This is a genomic window from Bacillus paralicheniformis, assembly GCF_002993925.1.
GTDB classification, from domain to species: Bacteria; Bacillota; Bacilli; order Bacillales; family Bacillaceae; genus Bacillus; species Bacillus paralicheniformis.
Genome location: NZ_CP023665.1, coordinates 2,796,673 through 2,814,948, shown reverse-complemented (window position 1 = coordinate 2,814,948; position 18,276 = coordinate 2,796,673). Strand labels below are relative to the sequence as shown.

Here is an 18,276-nt window from a genome sequence, read left to right as displayed (position 1 = left end):
AGGGGAGAGAGTTATGAAACCGATGTACGGACTGATTGGCAATCCGGTGGCTCATTCCATGTCTCCGGACATCCATAATGCGGCTTTGGAGGATCTTTCTTTAGAAGGACATTATCACGCTTTTCGCGTGGAAAACGAAGATCTTGAAGATGCTGTGAAAGGTATGCGGGCCCTTGGCATTCAAGGGTTTAATGTGACGGTCCCCCATAAAGTATCGATCATGAAGCATCTCGACCGTATTGATGAAAGTGCCGAAGCTCTCGGGGCGGTCAACACTGTCAGAAGAGAAAAAGAAGGGCTGGTCGGATATAATACAGATGGAGCAGGATTTCTTAAATCACTGAAGCCATCCCTTGATCGTCCGCTTTCTGAGCTCTCGATACTGTTGATTGGGGCAGGCGGTGCGGCGAGGGCGATATTTACCACTCTGGCAGCTGAGATGCCGAAGCAGCTGGACGTGGCGAATCGTACACCTGAAAAGGCACTAGCATTCACTAAGCGTTTTGAAGGAGAGGCACGTGCTTTGTCGTTGCAGGAAGCAGAAGCAGACTTGTCAGCATATGATATCGTGATTCAAACGACGTCGGTCGGGATGCACCCGAACATCGAAGCTGCCCCGCTTTCATTGGCGAATGCGAAAGAAACGTGCCTTGTATGCGATATTATCTACAATCCGCTGAAAACGGCCCTGCTGCAGGAGGCTGAAGCAAAAGGCTTGAAAACATTGGACGGAGTCGGCATGTTCATCGGCCAGGCAGCCCTTGCTTTTGAGCTGTGGACCGGACATGAGCCTAATATGGAAAAAATGAAATCAATTGTGTTGCAGCAACTAGGAGGAAAATCATGCTAACAGGAAAACAAAAACGCTATTTGCGCCGGGAAGCGCATCATCTGTCACCGATTTTTCAAGTCGGTAAAGGCGGAGTCAACGAAAACATGGTCAAACAAATCAGTGAAGCGCTTGAAGCCAGGGAATTAATCAAGGTGAGCGTGCTGCAAAACTGCGAGCAGCCTAAAGAGGAAGTAGCCGAAGCGCTGGCGGGCGGAGCACGCGCCGAACTGGTGCAGACGATCGGAAACATTATCGTGCTGTATAAGGAGTCGAAAGAAAATAAAAAAATTGAGCTTCCTTAACGCTTAAAGGTGGTAATCATGAGGAAAATCGGGATTTTTGGAGGGACATTTGATCCTCCGCACAACGGGCATTTATTAATGGCAAATGAAGTCCTGTATAAACTGGATCTTGATGAAATTTGGTTCATGCCCAACCAAATTCCGCCGCATAAACAAAAAAACTCGTTTTCGCTAAGTATGCACAGGGCGGAAATGCTGAAGCTTGCCATATCGGGGAAAGAGCAATTTAAATTGGAGACGATCGAACTCGAAAGGGAAGGCCCTTCTTATACATTTGATACCGTTCGCCTGCTGAAAGACCGATATCCAAACGATAAGTTTTACTTTATTATCGGCGCGGATATGGTGGAATACCTGCCGAAATGGTCAAACATTGACAAGCTTGTCAACATGATTCAATTTGTCGGGGTGAAACGGCCCGGCTTTCAAATTGAGACGCCGTATCCGCTCGTTTTTGTCGATGTGCCTATTTTTGAAGTATCATCATCTTTACTTAGGGACCGCATTAAAAATCAGCAGCCGACAGATTATTTAATCCCTGACGAAGTGAAGGTCTATGTGAAGGAGAATCATCTATATGAAACGTGAGGAAGCCTTAGCCTGCGTGCAAGAACAGCTGACAGAACAGCGCTACATCCATACGGTCGGCGTAATGGAGACGGCTGTCAAACTTGCCGAACGGTTTGGCGCAGATGTGAAAAAAGCCGAAATCGCCGCGATATTTCATGACTATGCCAAATTTCGCCCGAAAGAGGAAATGAAACAAATCATCCTCAACGGGGGCGGGCCGCTTGAAGTGCTCGATTTTCATCATGAACTTTGGCATGCGCCGGCAGGAGCCGCGCTTGTCAAAACAGAGGTTGGAATTACGGATGAAGACATCCTGTCAGCCATTCGATTCCATACATCTGGGAGGCCGAATATGACGCTTCTTGAGAAAGTGATTTATGTAGCGGATTATATCGAGCCGGGCCGCCGTTTTCCAGGGGTTGAAGAGGTTCGGACTCTCGCTGAAGAAGATTTGGATTTGGCGCTTATCCAGGCGTTGAAAAATACGATGACATTTTTAATTTCAAAAAATCAGGCCGTTTATCCGGAAACGGTCGCCACATATAATGCTTTAGTAAACGATAGACACTAGGAGGAATTACTGAATGGATCAAGCTTCAATTTTAAAAATTGCCGCAGAGGCCTGCGATGATAAACGGGCGGAAGATATGATCGCCTTGAATATGCAGGGGATTTCCCTTGTGGCTGATTATTTTCTGATTTGCCACGGGAATTCTGACAAACAGGTTCAGGCCATTGCCCGGGAAATTAAGGATCAAGCTGAAGAAAATGGAATCAATGTGAAGAAAATGGAGGGCTTTGACGAAGCCAGATGGGTTTTGATCGATTTGGGCGATGTCGTTGTCCACGTTTTCCACAAAGAGGAACGAGGCTATTACAACCTTGAAAAGCTGTGGGGAGACGCGCCGACTGAAGACCTTTCATTCGGAGTTAATGAATGATTTATAAAGGATTTTCCGGTATTTATGACAAGCTGATGTCTCACGCTCCTTACGATGAGTGGGTCAGCTGGATTGAAAAAACGATCGGTGCACAGCAGAAAGAACGTATACGGATACTTGATCTGGCGTGCGGAACGGGTGAAATATCGGTCCGCTTGGCTGAAAAAGGCTACGATGTCACAGGAATCGATATTAGCGAAGATATGCTTGCACAGGCTCAGTACAAAGCAGCCGTTCGGCAGCTCGATATTCAGTTCTTTCAGCAGGATATGCGCGAGCTTGCCGGGCATGGGCAAGAGTTTGACGCGGTTGTGATCTGCTGTGACTCGCTGAATTATCTAAAGAGCGAAAAAGACGTTTTCAATACTTTTAAAAACGTTTTTTCTCTATTAAAAGAAGGCGGGCTTCTTCTGTTTGATGTTCATTCCATTTACAAAATGGATGTCATTTTTCCGGGAAGTACGTATGCCGATCAGGATGAAGAAGTCAGCGTCATTTGGCAAAGCTATGCGGGGGATGAGCCTCATTCAGCTGTTCACGATTTGACCTTCTTCGTAGAAAGCGGAGGCGTATACGAAAGGTTTGATGAATCGCATGAACAGCGGACTTTCCAGACGGAAAAGTATATCAGCTTATTGCGGCAAGCCGTATTTGAGGTGCAGTGCGTGACTGCCGATTTTTCAAAATTGGAGCCTGGCGCAGAGTCGGAACGTCATTTTTATACAGCGAAAAAAACAAAAACCATCGTTTAATCGTAACGATGGTTTTTCATAATGTATTTTTCCTTTGTTGAAAATCTCAGCGCGTTCGTGAAACAATGAATCAAACGGAAAATTGCTTCTTGACTAGAGCGATATCTTCTTCATACTTCAAATGGGTGTTCCGGAACATCTGGCGGAACATATCCTGAACGCCGCTTTCCAGCGCCTTAATTCCCTCACCGGTTACACCGCCTTTAACGCACACCTTTTCCTGCAGGGCGGGCAATGTGTAATGCCCTGTTTCGAGCAGCCTTCCCAAACCAACCAGCATTTCTGTCGTCATTAAAATCGCGTCTTCTTTTGAGACGGAGGTTTCTTCTACAGCGGCCTGAATAAACTCCTGAACCAAATAACTGACAAAGGCGGGGCCGCAGCTGACAATGTCTGAGGCGACCCTCGTAATCCCGCTTTCGATTTCAAGAGGGATTGAGATCTTGCTCACTAAAGCCGTCAATTTTTCTTTTGCCTCAGCTGTGCAGCTTTCTCCGAAAGTCAATAATGACACGCCAGACAACGCTCTGTTCGTAATGCTCGGGATCACCCTTGCCGCCTGGCAGGAGACGATGGCTTCCAGCTGTTCGACCTGCACCGGACTCGTAATGGTGACCACAATCTGATCGCGGGTGAAGACGGGTGAGAGCCGCTTTAGCAAAGGATAAATATCCAGCGGCTTTACACAGATAAACACGGCATCACTTTCCGTGATCACTTCTTCCGGCCGTTCTGCAACCTGAATGTCTGGGAATCGTTTTTTTATGTTTAACGCTTTGTCGATCGTTCGGTTAGTAATTGTTAAAGATGAGGGAATGACCGCTCTAGATTCAATCAACGCCTCAATTAAAATGGTCCCCATATTTCCTGTCCCGATAAAGCCGATATTCAATCGTTCTCCCCTCCTTTGAACCTGTATCTTTTAAACGATATGAAGGCTTCAGTCAAAATATGTATGAAAGCAGGTGAGCAGTTTGACAGATTGGCTAAAACAATATAAATGGCATGCGGCGGGAGGTGTGGCACTCGTCTTGATCATCAGCGCTGCCTTCATGCTGTTAAGCGGAAAGCGTGAAACTTCATCCGGCTTCTCCATTCCTGAAGAGGCTTCTGCACAGACTTTTGACAAGAAAGAGGAAGTGAAGCGGGAAAAAAACGCGGGGGAAGAGGAGGTTATCATCGATTTGAAAGGCGCTGTGAAAAATCCGGGCGTCTATCAAATGAAGGAGGGAGACAGGGTGCACGATGCATTGAAAAAAGCAGGCGGCACCGAGAAAAAAGCGGACCAAAAGCAAATTAATCTGGCAGCCGTTTTGCGGGACGGTATGGTTCTTTACATTCCATTTGAAGGGGAAGAGGCCGCTGGCTCTCTTTCGGAAGCGGACTCAAGAGCAGACGGCAGCTCAGGTGATATCGTCAATATCAATACGGCTTCCTCTGCGGAGCTTCAAACGATTCCCGGGATCGGTCCTTCAAAAGCGGAAGCGGTAATCGAATACCGCGAGGAGAACGGAATGTTTCAGACGATTGAAGACATAACAAACGTTTCGGGAATTGGAGAGAAGTCTTTTGAAAGAATAAAATCTTCCATCACGGTAAAGTAAATTGACGTTTGCGGATAAACATATGTAAACTTAGGGAAGTCGACATCGTATTTTTGGAGGGAAAACAAGTGGAACGGATTTCTTGGGATCAATATTTTATGGCGCAAAGCCATTTGCTGGCGCTTCGCAGCACGTGTACAAGGCTTGCTGTAGGAGCGACGATTGTCAGGGATAAACGAATTATCGCAGGAGGCTACAACGGATCGATCGCCGGAGGTGTTCACTGTGTGGATGAAGGCTGCTATATGGTGGACGGGCATTGCATCAGAACGATTCACGCCGAGATGAACGCGATACTTCAGTGTGCAAAATTCGGCGTTCCGACCGAAGGCGCTGAAATATATGTCACGCATTTTCCGTGCATTCAATGCTGTAAATCGATCATTCAGGCAGGTATTAAAACGATATACTATGCGAAAGATTACAAAAACCATCCTTACGCGGTTGAACTTTTCGATCAGGCTTCTGTTAAAGTGGAGCAGGTAGAGCTCGATGAGATGATTATCGACTTGAAAAACCAGGAAAAGTTATCGTTTGTGGCCGATCTGATCAAACAGCTGGCTGATAAAGGCCTTGAGGAAGAGGAAATCAGGAAAATACACGCAGAGGCTAACAAACTGTTTACAAGCTACGTGTAATCCAATGGACAGACATCGCATCTTCCCGTGCGGAGCGATTTCAGCGGCAGCCGGAATCGCCTCCGCTCACTCTTCTCTTTATCTCTTCCTCGCCGTCGGTTTTTTTCTGTTCTTTATCCTCTGTTTCTTCAAGAAACAAATACTCCTTTTCATCATATGTGCAGCGATTTGTATTTTATATTTCACCTCTTTTTACATGATTGACCATTTCAATACAACGATTTATCATGAAGGCAAATTTCACACGTTTGCTTCTGTTCGGGATATCCCCATAATAGACGGAGACCGGCTTTCATTCACAGCCGAAACAGATAAGGGGGAAGCTTTGAAAGCGGGCTATACGATCCGGTCTCCGCAAGAAAAACGGGCGCTCTCCGCTCTTCAGCCGGGAAGCCTCTGTGTCATGCAAGGTGAATTAAGAGCGCCGAAAAAAGAGACGGTTCCTGGAACTTTTGATCAAAAAGAATCCTTGTATCAAAAAGGGATTCACTGGATATTTGCGGTTCAGTCCATTGAAAACTGCAAGCCGGGCGGCGGTCTTATGCCATTTCTATTGAACATCCGAAAAGCAGGTCTTGATTTTACAGAAGAAAATATGGCTAATCCGGCTGCCGGTATTGTAAGAGCGCTTACTTTCGGGGACCGGTTTCTCATTGAACAAGATGTGCTGGACGGCTATCAGCGTCTCGGGATCATTCACCTTTTAGCGATTTCCGGGCTTCATGTCGGTCTGTTGTCGGCCGCTCTGTTCCACGTATTTATTCGCTTCGGTTTGACGAGAGAATGCGCTAAATGGCTGCTCGTTTTCGGGCTGCCCGTTGCGGCAGTTTTGACCGGAGGCGCCCCGTCGGTAGTGAGGGCGGTTCTCATGTCTGAAATCTATCTGCTGGCATCACTGTCCAATAAGAACTTCAAAAGCGCCGATGTGATCAGCATCGCCTGCCTCGGACTGCTGTTGTATCATCCTTATCTGCTATTTCAAGCCGGATTTCAGCTTTCTTTTGCCGTATCCTTCGTTTTCATTCTTTCAAAAGAAATATTGATCAAGCCGAAAAGCCGAATCTCTCAACTGCTATTGGGGTCATTTTTGGCTCAGCTCGCCTCCCTTCCGATCCTGCTCATCCATTTTCAAGAGTTTTCATTTCTCAGCACAGTGATGAATCTGCTTTTCATACCTCTCTATATTTTTATCATCATGCCGCTGTCTTTCGGAAGTCTGTTGGCTTTCATATGTTTTCGTCCTCTCGGGGAGGCGGCAGCCTGTGTGCTGGACCATCTGCTTGTGTGGAGCCATCAGGCTGTTAAATCGGTGTCTGCCGTGGATATTTTCGTTTTTTCTGCGGTTAAACCGCCGGATATTTTGTTGTTTTTCTACTTCGCAGCTATTTTTCTGTTTTTGCTGTTTCTTGAAAAAGAGATGTCGTTTCGTGCGGTCATGATTTCGTCCGGCTTCCTTGCCGCTGTGTTTGCTATTCACGTATGTCTTCCTCAATTTGCAGGAGAAGGAGAGGTCACAATGCTTGATATCGGCCAAGGTGACAGCATGTATGTCAGCGCTCCCGGTCAGAATGGCACCGTCTTCATTGATACGGGAGGAACCGTATCCTTCCGGAAAGAGCAGTGGAGAAAGCGGAAAAAGGATTTTTCCCTGGGAGAGAGCGTATTAATGCCATTTCTGGCATCCAAAGGAGTCAAGAAGCTCGATGCTTTAATTTTGACTCATGCTGATCAGGATCATATTGGTGAAGCTCAAGTGCTGATCCAAAAACATAAAGTCAAGCAATTGATCGTGCCGAAAGGCTTCGCAGCCGAACCGTCTGATGAAAAGCTGCTTCGCCTTGCCTTGAAAGAAGGCGTCAAGGTGCATGTAGCCAAAAGAGGTGACATCCTTCATATTGGCAATCTTGAATTTTATGTTCTTTCACCGAAAGAGGCGGACAAAAACAGCAAAAACAACGGTTCCCTCGTGTTGTGGCTGAAAGCTGGCGAATTTTCGTGGCTGTTAACGGGCGATTTGGAGAAGGAAGGTGAAAATGAGATGATGAAAGTGTATCCGAATCTTAAAGCGGATATTCTGAAAGTCGGTCACCATGGAAGCAAAGGTTCTACGGGGGAAGATCTGATTAAGCAAATTGAGCCGAAAGCAGCCATCATTTCGGCGGGAGAGCACAACCGCTACGGCCATCCCCACGGGGAAGTGCTGGATATCTTAAACCGCCACCATGTGAAAGTATTCAGAACGGGTCAGCACGGTTCGATTCAGTACCTATTTCGAGGCGGAAACGGAACGTTTTTACTTCATCCCCCATATGATAAAGTACATTCCTCGCAAGAAAAAAAGACTGCTGAAAAACAGCAGCCGTCAAAAAGCCGCTTGCCTGACGGAGAGTAAAGCGGTGTCCATGACTTGGCTTGATTAAGCGGCCAGATGTATAACAGTAGCGATAATAAACATTGTAGCGAAAAAGCCAAAAGACACGATAAAACCGACACCTGAATCTACAAGATCGTTACGTTTGCTTTGCACGTCTTTTTCAAATTCATTCACAATTTACCCCTCCTATTGATATCCAGTATAATTCAATTCTTTGCAAAAATCTAGGAGCTTCATGCAACCGTTTTCTAAAATTTATGAACATCGTCTTCTATAAACTGACCCGGGGGTTTATGGAAGGCGTTTATTATAAATGAGAGAGCGGGTGACTCCGCTTCTCTCTTTACTAATTGCAAAACACGCTTTAGGATAGAAAGGAAGGATGAAAGAGGGGAAAGTGCAGATGACGGTATTTGATATTTGGAAAAGCTTAAAAAAAGGCGATATTCATCCTGTTTATTGTTTATACGGGAAAGAGACGTATCTTCTGCAGGAGACGGTTCAAAGGATTAGACAAGCCGTTGTTGACGAAGAGACGAAGGATTTCAACCTTTCCGTATTTGATCTGGAAGAAGAGGCATTGGACCTTGCTGTTGAAGATGCTGAAACTTTTCCGTTTATGGGGGAGAAGCGTCTTGTTGTTGCGAAAAACCCGTCTTTTTTAACAGCTGAAAAAAAGAAAGATAAAACGGAGCATAACCTCGGGAGCCTGGAGGATTATATTGCGCAGCCGGCGCCTTATTCCGTTTTTGTGCTGCTCGCTCCTTATGAAAAGCTTGATGAGAGGAAAAAGCTGACCAAGCTCTTGAAAAAACACGCCCATATGGTTGAAGCAAAAGAACTGAACGGCCGGGAAACGGCTGATTTTATCACTGGGCTTGCAAAATCAGAGGGGAAGCTCATAGAACGAGAAGCGGCGGAGGAGCTTGTCATCCTGTGTAATGCCAGCCTGTCGGCCATTGCCCAAGAGGTGAAAAAGCTTAGTACATATATTGGTGATCGGGATTCGATCACGCTTGAGGACGTCAAAAAGCTCGTTGCCAGAGGTCTCGAGCAGAATATTTTTGAATTGATCAACAAGGTTGTGAACCGGAAACGTACAGAAGCGCTGCAGATTTTCTATGATCTGTTAAAGCAAAATGAAGAACCGATCAAAATGATGGCGCTGATCGCAAACCAGTTCAGGCTTTTGATGCAGACGAAATACTTTTCGCAGCAGGGGTACGGGCAAAAGCAAATCGCCTCAAACCTCAAAGTTCACCCGTTCAGGGTGAAGCTCGCGATCGACCAGGCGAGGCTGTTTTCTGAAGAAGAGCTGAAAAGCATCATCGAGCATCTCGCCGTTATGGATTATGAAATGAAGACAGGCAAAAAAGACAAGCAGCTCCTGCTTGAGCTGTTTTTGCTCAAGCTTTTGCAGTCCGATTGAAAAAACGGCTCTCTAATTTTAAGAGAGCCGTTAGGCTGTCGAGAAAATCTCGACAGCCTTTTCAGTTGTTCTTATTTCTTTTTCCGTTTACCCTCATAATCGGCAAGCTTCATCCTTCCTTAGGTGATAAAACATGCTTTGCATATCGCTTCGCTTCGTTTTTGAGGATATTGTCATGAGGATTGTGGGATGTAAAAGCCGGAAGAAACGTGCCATAACATCGGATAATAGTACCCTCAATCGGCCGTAAATACTCTTCTACAGTGAACATATTGCGGCCCCCAACGCGATATTCTTCTTCCGCTCCGCCTGTTGTCGTAGCAATCATGAATTCTTTGCCTTTCAAGTTTTCGCCTCCGGGGCCGTGCGCCCAGCCGTATGTCAGCACATCATCAAACCATTTTTTCAAAAGAGGCGGACAGCTGAACCAATAAAATGGGAACTGAAGAACGATCCGGTCATATTCAAGTAATAATTGCTGTTCTTTTTCAACATCGATACTCCAATTTTGATACTCCTGATACAGATCACGAATAAAGATATCAGGATGATTTTTCAATTCGTTCATTAGTGCCTTGTTCCATTTGGACTCCCTCAAATTTGGATGTGCTGCAATTACCATTATTTTCATAAATATCTTCCTCTACCGTTTGTTGTTTTTCTTGAACCTTTCTTCGTCCCAATTATTACGAATATTTTTGGCATTGCAAAGTACGCTTTTTTTTCGTACATAGACCTTTAAACCGTACTATTGCGGTGAAAGAACTTGTTTATGGTAGTCCGGTAAACCGTACTATGTATGTAAAATAAGAGTACTACCGCGAATCAGAATGATATGGTAACGTAACTGATATCACGAATACCGAATCGGGAGTTGACAAAGATGAAGTCAAAAGTACGGGAAATGAAGACGACGGAAGGTATCATCATAACTTTGGCGGCCATAGGAGGAAAATGGAAGCCGCTGATCCTGTTCGTATTACTTCATGAAGGCACCAAACGCTTCGGAGAACTAAGACGGATGCTCCCTGGAGTTACACAGGGGATGCTGACCAACCAGCTTCGGGAGCTCGAACATGATGGTCTCGTCAAACGGCAAGTTTATCAGGAAATCCCTCCGAAGGTCGAATATAGTTTAACCGGGCACGGAAAAACGTTGGCGCCGGTGTTGACCGATATGTGCAGCTGGGGATATAAACATCTCGACTTTGTCAAGCAATTGAGTGAAGAAGAGAAATGAGTTTGACCTAAAAGTCTTTGGGACTTTCATGATTTGTGTCTATTTTTCGCTTCAGCCCGGATCATTGTTTTTGGGACGCTTCCCTTTCTTTCGTTTTTCGCTTTGGCCTGCTCCAGTTACTCACAGGTTATAAGTAAAACCATCCTTACTAAACCGCTATGACGATCCAGGAACCAGTTGGAGCTTCGATTTCTGAAACCGACGATTTCGCAGCCTTTCTTTTTCCAGAAGATAGTTTAACGAGTTTCGGTGTATCCTGAATATGAACATCAGATGCCAAACATAGCAAAGGGGCACGATTGCAAAAAAGAAAAGATAAAATCGGAAACATTGAAAATGTGCGGAAAAGGAGAAATGAAATGACAAAGAATTTAAGGACTTGCAGCAAAGGACACCAGTATGATAAAAGCAGTGATTGTCCTGTTTGCCCGATTTGTGAGCAACAGCGCAAACCTGACAACGGATTTCTTTCATTGCTCTCTGCGCCAGCCAGACGAGCTTTGGAACACAATGGAATAACTTCTTTGCAGGCTCTGTCAAAATACAGCGAAAAAGAGATTTTGAAATTTCACGGTATGGGACCAGCGTCTTTACCTAAATTGCGGGTTGCTTTGAAGGAAATTGGATTATCATTTAAAAGTTAAACACCGGAATAATTAAACTTGTACATAGCAAGGGAATTTCCTTTTTGGAAGTTCCCTCATTTTGTATAAAAATCAACAATATTTAGCACAAAAAATAGCGTCGTGCGAGTGAACATAGCTGACAGGTGGAAGGGAAGCTCTCCCCCTGATAAGTCTTATACGCTATTTCATTTCATGTCCAGTTTACTCAATCCGCGAATATTTCGCTTCGGCACGGACGGGGTTCAGGCTTGACGACAAAAAAAGGCCGGACCTCAGAGGATGAGATCAGCAAGCATTCCCTTTTCTGCAGAGCCTACCTTATGGCTGGATTGACCGTATATTTTTGCAATGCAGCGCATCGCGCACATTGTCATGTTGATTTTCTTCCGCCAGCTGACCGCGCGTTTTTTACGATTTATCGGCGGTCTGACGGCTTCTCATTTAAGAGAGCCGTTTTTTATGAAGGCAAGCAAAAAAGCTTGGCATGGCCAAGCTTTCTATTATGCAGAAAGTCCGTTCACTTTTTTCGCTAGGTTTGATTTGTAACGAGCTGCGGTGTTTTTGTGGACAAGACCTTTTTTAGCTGCTTTATCGATTTTCTTTGCTGCTGCAGAAAGAGCTGCTTTCGCTTTGTCTGCTTCGTTGTTGCTTACGAAAGTTTCAACTTGTTTCATAGCAGTGCGCATTGAAGATTTGATTGTTGCGTTGTGCGCGCGGCGCTCGTTGTTTGTTTTTGTGCGTTTGATCGCTGATTTAATGTTTGGCAATGTGTTTCACCTCCTAAGACATAACCTCTGTTCCTTTTCTATAGGTTAGATCTCAACAATAGAACAAATTGTATTCTATCAAACACACCCTTAGATTGCAATATAAATGTAAAGTATTTTTGTTTGAAAGCTCCGCTTCGGGGGAATGTTCACAGACCTTGTGGGCACACTAACACCAGTTATGTTTTTGGAGGGAATGCAAATATGGAGAAAAAGAAGCTTGATTTAAGTCAATATGCAGTCCGGACAGACTTAGCCGTGGAAGCGAGGGATCTGGCAGAGGAAAAGGAAGCTTCTCCAAAGAAAGAGCTGAAAGGGTTTACAGTCAAAGAATACGAAAAAGACGGGATCAAAATTCAGACGATGGACATTGATGAAGAAGGAGCGAAGCTGTCGGGGAAAAAAGCCGGCCGCTATTTAACCTTTGAAACACAAGGGATCAGACAGCAGGATTCCGTCTTGCAGGAAAAAGTCGTCAATGTGTTTGCGAAGGAGTTTTCCGCATTTCTCGATTATTTGAACATTCCGCGGGATGCCAGCTGCTTAATTGTAGGGCTTGGCAACTGGAATGTCACGCCCGACTCACTCGGCCCCCTAGTAACGGAGAACCTTCTCGTGACGAGGCACCTTTTTCAGCTGCAGCCCGAAAATGTAGAGGATGGCTACCGTCCGGTGAGCGCGCTTTCCCCGGGAGTCATGGGCTTGACCGGAATTGAAACGAGCGACATTATCCAAGGGGTAATCGATCGCTCAAAGCCCGACTTTGTCATTGCCATTGATGCGCTGGCCTCAAGAGGGATCGAGCGTGTGAATTCTACCATTCAAATTTCAGACAGCGGGATACACCCCGGATCTGGGGTGGGGAATAAAAGAAAAGAGTTAAGCGAGGAAACGCTTGGCATTCCGGTCATCGCCATCGGTGTTCCGACGGTGGTCGATGCCGTCACGATCACGAGTGATACGATTGATTATATGCTGAAGCATTTTGGAAGAGAGATGAGAGATGACAGTCCGTCCAGGTCGCTCGTTCCCGCGGGGATGAGCTTTGGGAAAAGAAAGGTCCTCACCGAAGAAGACCTTCCCGATGAGGAGCACCGCAAATCGTTTCTCGGTATAGTCGGAGGCCTCGCAGAGGATGAAAAAAGGCAGCTGATCCATGAAGTCCTCGCTCCGCTCGGCCATAACTTAATGGTAACCCCAAAAGAGGTTGATACCTTTATCGATGATATGGCAAATGTGATTGCGAACGGTCTGAACACAGCGCTTCATGAAAATGTCTCGCAAGACAATAAAGGAATGTATAACCACTAAGATTAAGGCGGCTGACCAGGCCGCTTTTTTTTCGTGCTTATAGCATTGCCGGAACTTGTTCTACTTTCTCTATCTTGTACATAGTCTATTTACTAGACAAGCTCTGGAGGGATTTGCGATGAGAAAAAGAGGCAGGAATCGTCAGTTTGTGCTGGCTGTAAATGGAAGAAGTGCGATTAAGACAGTATTCTTATTTATCGTCAGCCTGCTGCTCGTTTTTATTTTATCAGGCGTGCTGACATCGCTGCGTCCTGAGTTAAGGCCGTCTTCATCGTTGTACCGGGTGACCGATGAATTGGCGGGCGAGACCTTTGGACTCATTTTGGGAATGGAAAACCACTACTTCGCATCAGAATTGCCGGAACCGAATAAACGCTTTGAGCTTTCTCCGATCGTCTTGAAACTGGCGACCAGCATTAATTTAAAAGATCCGCGAAGTTTTCTCGGTCGGGAGCTTCCGGGCTTCTCTCATTTTGACTCGGAAATCCTTATTGCAGGGCAAGGGACGGATTACACGAATATGCCGTCAGAATCTCCGCCGCCGACAGAGGTCTTAAAAGAGGAGAGAGAAGCGAATCTTGCAGAGCTTGAAGGGAAACAAAAAAAGCAAACAGGGGAGGAAAAACCTCCTGAACAATCGACGGGCGGCCGAAAAGTCGTATTTATCTACAATACGCACAATACGGAGTCGTATCTTCCCTTTTTAAAAGGGGAGACGGTACCTGATCGGGCGCTTCATTCGAAAGCAAATGTGACGCTTGTCAGCGATATGCTCGCAAATGCGATGAAGTCGCAGGGGGTCGGGGCAATGGTGGATAAAACTGACTTTCAGGCGAACTTGCGGAAAAAAGGCTGGGCTTATGCCCGTTCCTATGATGAATCAAGGCCGGTCGTTAAAGAGGCGATGGCTCAAAACAAAGATTTGCAGTATTTTATCGATATTCACAGGGATTCGCAGCGGAAGAAAGCGACAACCGCAACTGTCAAAGGAAAAAGCTATGCACGTGTTGCATTTGTGCTCGGCAAGAAGAGCTCTAATTTCGAATCGAACTTAAAACTGGCAAAAGAACTGCATGAACGGCTGGAAAAAAAATATCCCGGTTTGAGCCGCGGTGTTATATCTAAGGGAGCTGCCGGGGATAATGGCATATATAATCAAGATTTAAACGAAAGATCCGTCTTAATCGAATTTGGCGGCGTAGATAATAACCGCGAAGAGCTGGAGCGGGCTGCAGAAGCGATGGCGGATGTATTCAGCGAGATGTACTGGAATGCTGAAAAAGTTGATGCAGACACCGGTGAAGACGATAAGAAAAAACAATAGGACAGGTGATGGAAGTGGCTTCTTTTATGGGGAAATGCATATTGGCTTGCTGTGTCATGTTTTTCGGCGTCCTTCTCGGCATGCAGCAGGCGAACAACGGAATGATTGAAATGAAAGGGTATCAGGACCCTGATTTAAAAGCGGCGCTCAGCATATCTGAAGGGGATGCGAAGGAGGCGTCAGTCCTCGGCCATCAAATCGATTTGGAGGAAAAACAAAAAGAGCTGGAACAGCTGGAAGCTTTCAACCTCTTTTCCTCGGCCGGCCGCGCCCTGGCCGATTCGGTCACAAACACAGCCCGTTCATTGTATGACTGGATAAAGGAAAAAACGGAATAAGTAAAAGAAAAAACGAGTCGGATGCAGGACTCGTTTTTTCTTTTTCGGGTTTAGAAAGCATATGTGACTTAGCATTGAATCTTCACAACCCTATTGATATAATCTAAGCTAGCGCATATTGCGTTTCATAGTAGGAGTGATTAGTGTGACAGATAAAGAAAAACGATTACAAAGGCAGTCGAGAATCCGAAATTTCTCTATTATCGCCCATATCGATCACGGCAAGTCAACGCTTGCGGATCGAATCCTGGAAAAGACGGCGGCAATCACTCAAAGGGAAATGAAAGAACAGCTCCTCGACTCGATGGATTTGGAACGTGAAAGAGGAATCACCATTAAACTGAACTCCGTACAGCTGAAATATCAGGCAAAGGACGGAGAGGAATATATTTTTCATCTGATCGATACCCCGGGACACGTCGATTTTACGTATGAGGTTTCGAGAAGCCTTGCCGCATGCGAAGGCGCGATTCTCGTCGTCGACGCCGCACAGGGAATCGAGGCGCAAACGCTGGCAAACGTTTACCTTGCGCTTGACAACGACCTTGAAATCCTGCCGGTCATTAACAAAATCGACCTTCCGAGCGCAGAACCCGAACGCGTCCGCCAGGAAGTCGAGGATGTCATCGGTCTTGACGCTTCAGAAGCCGTCCTTGCTTCAGCAAAAGCAGGCATCGGAATTGAAGAAATATTGGAGCAGATCGTTGAAAAGGTTCCGGCACCAAGCGGAGATCCGGAAGCGCCGCTTCAAGCGCTGATCTTTGACTCTCTGTATGATGCATACCGCGGGGTCGTCGCCTATATCAGAGTCGTCCAAGGTACCGTAAAAGCCGGTCAAAAAATCAAGATGATGGCGACCGGAAAAGAATTTGAAGTCACTGAAGTCGGCGTTTTCACACCGAAGGCCGTCCCGGTTGACGAACTGACTGTCGGTGACGTCGGATTCCTGACGGCCGCAATCAAAAACGTCGGAGACACCCGTGTAGGGGATACGATTACAAGTGCGGAAAACCCAGCGCCCGAAGCCCTGCCAGGCTACAGAAAACTGAATCCGATGGTCTATTGCGGTCTGTATCCGATTGATACAGCGAAATACAACGACTTGCGGGAAGCGCTTGAAAAACTTGAGCTAAACGATTCAGCCCTTCAGTATGAGGCGGAAACGTCCCAGGCTCTCGGATTCGGCTTCCGCTGCGGTTTCCTGGGGATGCTCCACATGGAAATTATTCAGGAGCGGATTGAACGCGAATTCAACATCGATTTGATTACGACGGCTCCGAGTGTTATCTATGACGTGTACATGACAGACGGAGAAAAAATCGTTGTCGATAACCCGTCAAATATGCCTGATCCGCAGAAGATCGACCGGGTGGAAGAACCGTTCGTCAAAGCGACGATGATGGTGCCGAACGACTTTGTCGGAGCGGTCATGGAACTGTGCCAGGGCAAGCGCGGCCAGTTTATCGATATGCAGTACCTTGATGCGAACCGCGTCAGCATTGTCTACGAAATTCCGCTTGCGGAAATCGTCTACGAGTTTTTCGATCAGCTTAAATCAAATACGAAAGGCTATGCGTCATTTGATTACGAACTCATCGGATATAAACCGTCCAAGCTCGTGAAAATGGATATTATGCTGAACGGCGAAAAAATCGATGCCCTTTCCTTTATCGTTCACCGCGATTATGCGTATGAACGGGGAAAAGTTATTGTCGAAAAGCTGAAGGAACTCATTCCGCGCCAGCAGTTTGAAGTGCCTGTCCAGGCAGCCATCGGCACAAAAATTGTCGCCCGTTCAACCATCAAAGCCATGCGCAAAAACGTTTTGGCGAAGTGCTACGGCGGGGATATTTCCAGAAAACGCAAACTGCTCGAAAAGCAAAAGGAAGGAAAGCGAAGAATGAAACAGGTCGGCTCTGTCGAAGTTCCGCAGGAAGCCTTTATGGCAGTCCTGAAAATGGACGACAGCAGCCCGAAATCATAATCATGAGCTGCCGCAGCGTAACACACTGCGGCTTCTTCCTGTAAAAGAAGGTGAAAACAATGAAAGCAGCATATATCCATATTCCGTTTTGCGAGCACATTTGCCATTATTGCGACTTCAACAAGTTTTTTATTCAATCTCAGCCTGTTGATGAATATTTGCGTTCTTTAGAGAAGGAAATGGCCAATTCAATGGAAGCGGCCGGACATCCGGAGCTGAAAACGATCTTTATCGGGGGAGGAACGCCGACATCGCTGTCGGAAGCGCAGCTTGAGCGGCTTCTTGATTCCATTCATCGCGTTTTGAAACCGTCCGAAAGCCTTGCCGAATTTGCAGTGGAAGCCAATCCCGACGATTTATCGGCTGAAAAGCTGGAGGTTTTAAAAGCCGCCGGTGTAGACAGGCTGAGCTTTGGCGTACAAACGTTTGAAGACGAGCTGCTAAAAAAAATCGGCAGAGTCCATGAGCAAAAAGACGTACTCGTTTCCTTTGAAAGAGCGCGAAACGCGGGGTTCGATAATATCAGCCTTGACCTGATGTTCGGTCTGCCAGGACAAACCATCGGCCACTTCGCTTCATCGCTCGATACGGCGCTTGCCCTCGGGGCTGAACATTATTCGGTCTACTCGCTGATCGTCGAGCCGAAAACCGTTTTTTATAACTTGATGAAAAAGGGCCGGCTTCACCTGCCTCCGCAGGATCAGGAAGCAGAAATGTACGAACTTGTGATGCGGAAAATGGAAGAAGCGGGCATCGGCCAATACGAAATCAGCAACTACGCCAAAAAAGGATATGAGAGCAAACATAACCTCACATATTGGAACAATGAGGAGTATTTCGGTTTGGGCGCGGGCGCGCACGGCTATATCAATGGTGAAAGAACGGTAAATGCCGGCCCTGTTAAACATTATATCGACCTGATTGAGCAGTCAGGTTTTCCTTATAAAGAAAAACACAGGGTTACAAAAAATGAACAGATTGAAGAAGAAATGTTTCTCGGTCTTCGAAAAACCGCGGGAGTAGACAAAGAACACTTTTTCCAAAAATACGGAAGAACTGTTGACGATCTCTTCCCGAAAGTGCTCCGTTCGCTGGAAGAAACAGGGCTGATTGTGAACACGAGCAAAAATGTATTTTTAACACATAATGGAAAACTGTTAGGGAATGAAGTGTTTCAAGCATTCCTGGGTGAGTTATAATTGACATTTTGATTTTGGTTTGGTAATTTTGATATACAATTAGCA

At 46.0% G+C, this 18,276-nt stretch carries 21 protein-coding genes; 17 read left to right on the top strand and 4 right to left on the bottom strand.

Annotated elements, in window-relative coordinates:
• The first annotated feature begins 13 nt into the window (after positions 1 to 13).
• Genes aroE through CP943_RS14315 form a run of 6 tightly spaced genes read left to right on the top strand, consistent with a single transcriptional unit; the run spans position 14 to position 3,397 of the window.
• On the top strand, positions 14 to 850 hold the full coding sequence (gene aroE / locus CP943_RS14340; protein WP_020452280.1) for a shikimate dehydrogenase: 837 nt from the start codon (positions 14 to 16) through the stop codon (positions 848 to 850).
• Positions 844 to 1,134 (top strand): ribosome assembly RNA-binding protein YhbY, encoded by a 291-nt coding sequence (gene yhbY / locus CP943_RS14335; protein WP_003183704.1) that lies wholly within the window; start codon positions 844 to 846, stop codon positions 1,132 to 1,134. Before aroE ends, yhbY begins: the two co-directional genes overlap by 7 nt.
• Before the next feature lie 18 nt (positions 1,135 to 1,152).
• Positions 1,153 to 1,722 (top strand): nicotinate-nucleotide adenylyltransferase, encoded by a 570-nt coding sequence (locus tag CP943_RS14330; protein ID WP_025811125.1) that lies wholly within the window; start codon positions 1,153 to 1,155, stop codon positions 1,720 to 1,722.
• Positions 1,712 to 2,275: a bis(5'-nucleosyl)-tetraphosphatase (symmetrical) YqeK gene (yqeK, locus tag CP943_RS14325; protein WP_026579268.1), complete on the top strand. Its 564-nt coding sequence runs from the start codon at positions 1,712 to 1,714 to the stop codon at positions 2,273 to 2,275. The genes CP943_RS14330 and yqeK overlap by 11 nt, the downstream gene beginning before the upstream one ends.
• Before the next feature lie 13 nt (positions 2,276 to 2,288).
• Complete coding sequence (rsfS, locus tag CP943_RS14320) at positions 2,289 to 2,645, top strand: ribosome silencing factor (RefSeq protein WP_023855256.1); 357 nt, start codon at positions 2,289 to 2,291, stop codon at positions 2,643 to 2,645.
• A complete protein-coding gene (locus tag CP943_RS14315; RefSeq protein ID WP_105981094.1) occupies positions 2,642 to 3,397 on the top strand; it encodes a class I SAM-dependent DNA methyltransferase in 756 nt (251 codons plus the stop codon). Before rsfS ends, CP943_RS14315 begins: the two co-directional genes overlap by 4 nt.
• A 70-nt stretch (positions 3,398 to 3,467) precedes the next feature.
• Here the strand turns inward: CP943_RS14315 and comER are convergent, their stop codons facing one another.
• The gene (gene comER / locus CP943_RS14310; RefSeq protein ID WP_025811127.1) at positions 3,468 to 4,289 is read right to left on the bottom strand and encodes a late competence protein ComER; all 822 of its coding nucleotides are present in this window, start codon (positions 4,287 to 4,289) and stop codon (positions 3,468 to 3,470) included.
• Positions 4,290 to 4,371: 82 nt separating this feature from the next.
• Here comER and CP943_RS14305 point away from each other — a divergent pair, with 82 nt between their 5' ends.
• From CP943_RS14305 to CP943_RS14295, 3 genes are all read left to right on the top strand, one after another.
• Positions 4,372 to 5,001, top strand: coding sequence for a helix-hairpin-helix domain-containing protein (locus tag CP943_RS14305; protein WP_026579269.1), 630 nt, complete (start codon positions 4,372 to 4,374; stop codon positions 4,999 to 5,001).
• A gap of 68 nt (positions 5,002 to 5,069) precedes the next feature.
• Complete coding sequence (locus CP943_RS14300; RefSeq protein ID WP_026579270.1) at positions 5,070 to 5,639, top strand: ComE operon protein 2; 570 nt, start codon at positions 5,070 to 5,072, stop codon at positions 5,637 to 5,639.
• A 4-nt stretch (positions 5,640 to 5,643) separates the two neighbouring features.
• On the top strand, positions 5,644 to 8,031 hold the full coding sequence (locus CP943_RS14295) for a DNA internalization-related competence protein ComEC/Rec2 (protein WP_105981093.1): 2,388 nt from the start codon (positions 5,644 to 5,646) through the stop codon (positions 8,029 to 8,031).
• A 24-nt stretch (positions 8,032 to 8,055) separates the two neighbouring features.
• Here CP943_RS14295 and CP943_RS14290 read toward each other — a convergent pair whose 3' ends face one another.
• Entirely contained in the window at positions 8,056 to 8,187 is a 132-nt protein-coding gene (locus CP943_RS14290; protein ID WP_003183686.1) for a YqzM family protein, read from the bottom strand.
• A 229-nt stretch (positions 8,188 to 8,416) separates the two neighbouring features.
• Here CP943_RS14290 and holA point away from each other — a divergent pair, with 229 nt between their 5' ends.
• Positions 8,417 to 9,442 (top strand): DNA polymerase III subunit delta, encoded by a 1,026-nt coding sequence (gene holA / locus CP943_RS14285; RefSeq protein ID WP_188016690.1) that lies wholly within the window; start codon positions 8,417 to 8,419, stop codon positions 9,440 to 9,442.
• Positions 9,443 to 9,551: 109 nt separating this feature from the next.
• On the opposite strand, the gene CP943_RS14280 is transcribed toward holA, so the two are convergent.
• Positions 9,552 to 10,073 carry an NAD(P)H-dependent oxidoreductase gene (locus CP943_RS14280; protein WP_105981091.1) on the bottom strand — a complete coding sequence of 174 codons (522 nt, stop codon included), beginning with the start codon at positions 10,071 to 10,073 and terminating at the stop codon, positions 9,552 to 9,554.
• Between the two features lie 252 nt (positions 10,074 to 10,325).
• Between CP943_RS14280 and CP943_RS14275 the strand changes: the two genes are divergently transcribed.
• Together CP943_RS14275 and CP943_RS14270 are read left to right on the top strand one after the other, a co-directional pair.
• Positions 10,326 to 10,682: a winged helix-turn-helix transcriptional regulator gene (locus CP943_RS14275; RefSeq protein WP_023855250.1), complete on the top strand. Its 357-nt coding sequence runs from the start codon at positions 10,326 to 10,328 to the stop codon at positions 10,680 to 10,682.
• Between the two features lie 359 nt (positions 10,683 to 11,041).
• On the top strand, positions 11,042 to 11,326 hold the full coding sequence (locus CP943_RS14270; protein WP_023855249.1) for an RNA polymerase alpha subunit C-terminal domain-containing protein: 285 nt from the start codon (positions 11,042 to 11,044) through the stop codon (positions 11,324 to 11,326).
• A 482-nt stretch (positions 11,327 to 11,808) separates the two neighbouring features.
• On the opposite strand, the gene rpsT is transcribed toward CP943_RS14270, so the two are convergent.
• Positions 11,809 to 12,075, bottom strand: a complete 267-nt coding sequence (gene rpsT, locus CP943_RS14260) for a 30S ribosomal protein S20 (protein WP_020452267.1) — start codon at positions 12,073 to 12,075, stop codon at positions 11,809 to 11,811.
• Positions 12,076 to 12,279: 204 nt separating this feature from the next.
• Here rpsT and gpr point away from each other — a divergent pair, with 204 nt between their 5' ends.
• The 5 genes from gpr to hemW all read left to right on the top strand — a co-directional run bounded on the left by gpr (position 12,280) and on the right by hemW (position 18,231).
• A complete protein-coding gene (gpr, locus tag CP943_RS14255) occupies positions 12,280 to 13,386 on the top strand; it encodes a GPR endopeptidase (RefSeq protein ID WP_025811132.1) in 1,107 nt (368 codons plus the stop codon).
• Positions 13,387 to 13,504: 118 nt separating this feature from the next.
• A complete protein-coding gene (gene spoIIP, locus CP943_RS14250) occupies positions 13,505 to 14,710 on the top strand; it encodes a stage II sporulation protein P (protein WP_020452265.1) in 1,206 nt (401 codons plus the stop codon).
• Between the two features lie 14 nt (positions 14,711 to 14,724).
• The gene (locus CP943_RS14245; protein ID WP_023855247.1) at positions 14,725 to 15,048 is read left to right on the top strand and encodes a YqxA family protein; all 324 of its coding nucleotides are present in this window, start codon (positions 14,725 to 14,727) and stop codon (positions 15,046 to 15,048) included.
• 145 nt (positions 15,049 to 15,193) lie between these two features.
• Positions 15,194 to 17,032 carry a translation elongation factor 4 gene (lepA, locus tag CP943_RS14240; RefSeq protein ID WP_020452263.1) on the top strand — a complete coding sequence of 613 codons (1,839 nt, stop codon included), beginning with the start codon at positions 15,194 to 15,196 and terminating at the stop codon, positions 17,030 to 17,032.
• A 59-nt stretch (positions 17,033 to 17,091) separates the two neighbouring features.
• On the top strand, positions 17,092 to 18,231 hold the full coding sequence (gene hemW / locus CP943_RS14235) for a radical SAM family heme chaperone HemW (protein ID WP_026579276.1): 1,140 nt from the start codon (positions 17,092 to 17,094) through the stop codon (positions 18,229 to 18,231).
• The last annotated feature ends 45 nt before the right edge of the window (positions 18,232 to 18,276 follow it).

Bases quoted from the DNA above. Each gene is read 5' to 3' on its own strand.
- yhbY (WP_003183704.1), top strand. From the start codon at position 844: ATGCTAACAGGAAAACAAAAACGCTATTTGCGCCGGGAAGCGCATCAT.
- hemW (WP_026579276.1), top strand. From the start codon at position 17,092: ATGAAAGCAGCATATATCCATATTCCGTTTTGCGAGCACATTTGCCAT.
- CP943_RS14295 (WP_105981093.1), top strand. From the start codon at position 5,644: ATGGACAGACATCGCATCTTCCCGTGCGGAGCGATTTCAGCGGCAGCC.
- CP943_RS14330 (WP_025811125.1), top strand. From the start codon at position 1,153: ATGAGGAAAATCGGGATTTTTGGAGGGACATTTGATCCTCCGCACAAC.
- CP943_RS14280 (WP_105981091.1), bottom strand. From the start codon at position 10,073: ATGAAAATAATGGTAATTGCAGCACATCCAAATTTGAGGGAGTCCAAA.
- yqeK (WP_026579268.1), top strand. From the start codon at position 1,712: ATGAAACGTGAGGAAGCCTTAGCCTGCGTGCAAGAACAGCTGACAGAA.
- aroE (WP_020452280.1), top strand. From the start codon at position 14: ATGAAACCGATGTACGGACTGATTGGCAATCCGGTGGCTCATTCCATG.
- CP943_RS14270 (WP_023855249.1), top strand. From the start codon at position 11,042: ATGACAAAGAATTTAAGGACTTGCAGCAAAGGACACCAGTATGATAAA.
- rsfS (WP_023855256.1), top strand. From the start codon at position 2,289: ATGGATCAAGCTTCAATTTTAAAAATTGCCGCAGAGGCCTGCGATGAT.
- spoIIP (WP_020452265.1), top strand. From the start codon at position 13,505: ATGAGAAAAAGAGGCAGGAATCGTCAGTTTGTGCTGGCTGTAAATGGA.
- CP943_RS14275 (WP_023855250.1), top strand. From the start codon at position 10,326: ATGAAGTCAAAAGTACGGGAAATGAAGACGACGGAAGGTATCATCATA.
- CP943_RS14315 (WP_105981094.1), top strand. From the start codon at position 2,642: ATGATTTATAAAGGATTTTCCGGTATTTATGACAAGCTGATGTCTCAC.
- holA (WP_188016690.1), top strand. From the start codon at position 8,417: ATGACGGTATTTGATATTTGGAAAAGCTTAAAAAAAGGCGATATTCAT.
- gpr (WP_025811132.1), top strand. From the start codon at position 12,280: ATGGAGAAAAAGAAGCTTGATTTAAGTCAATATGCAGTCCGGACAGAC.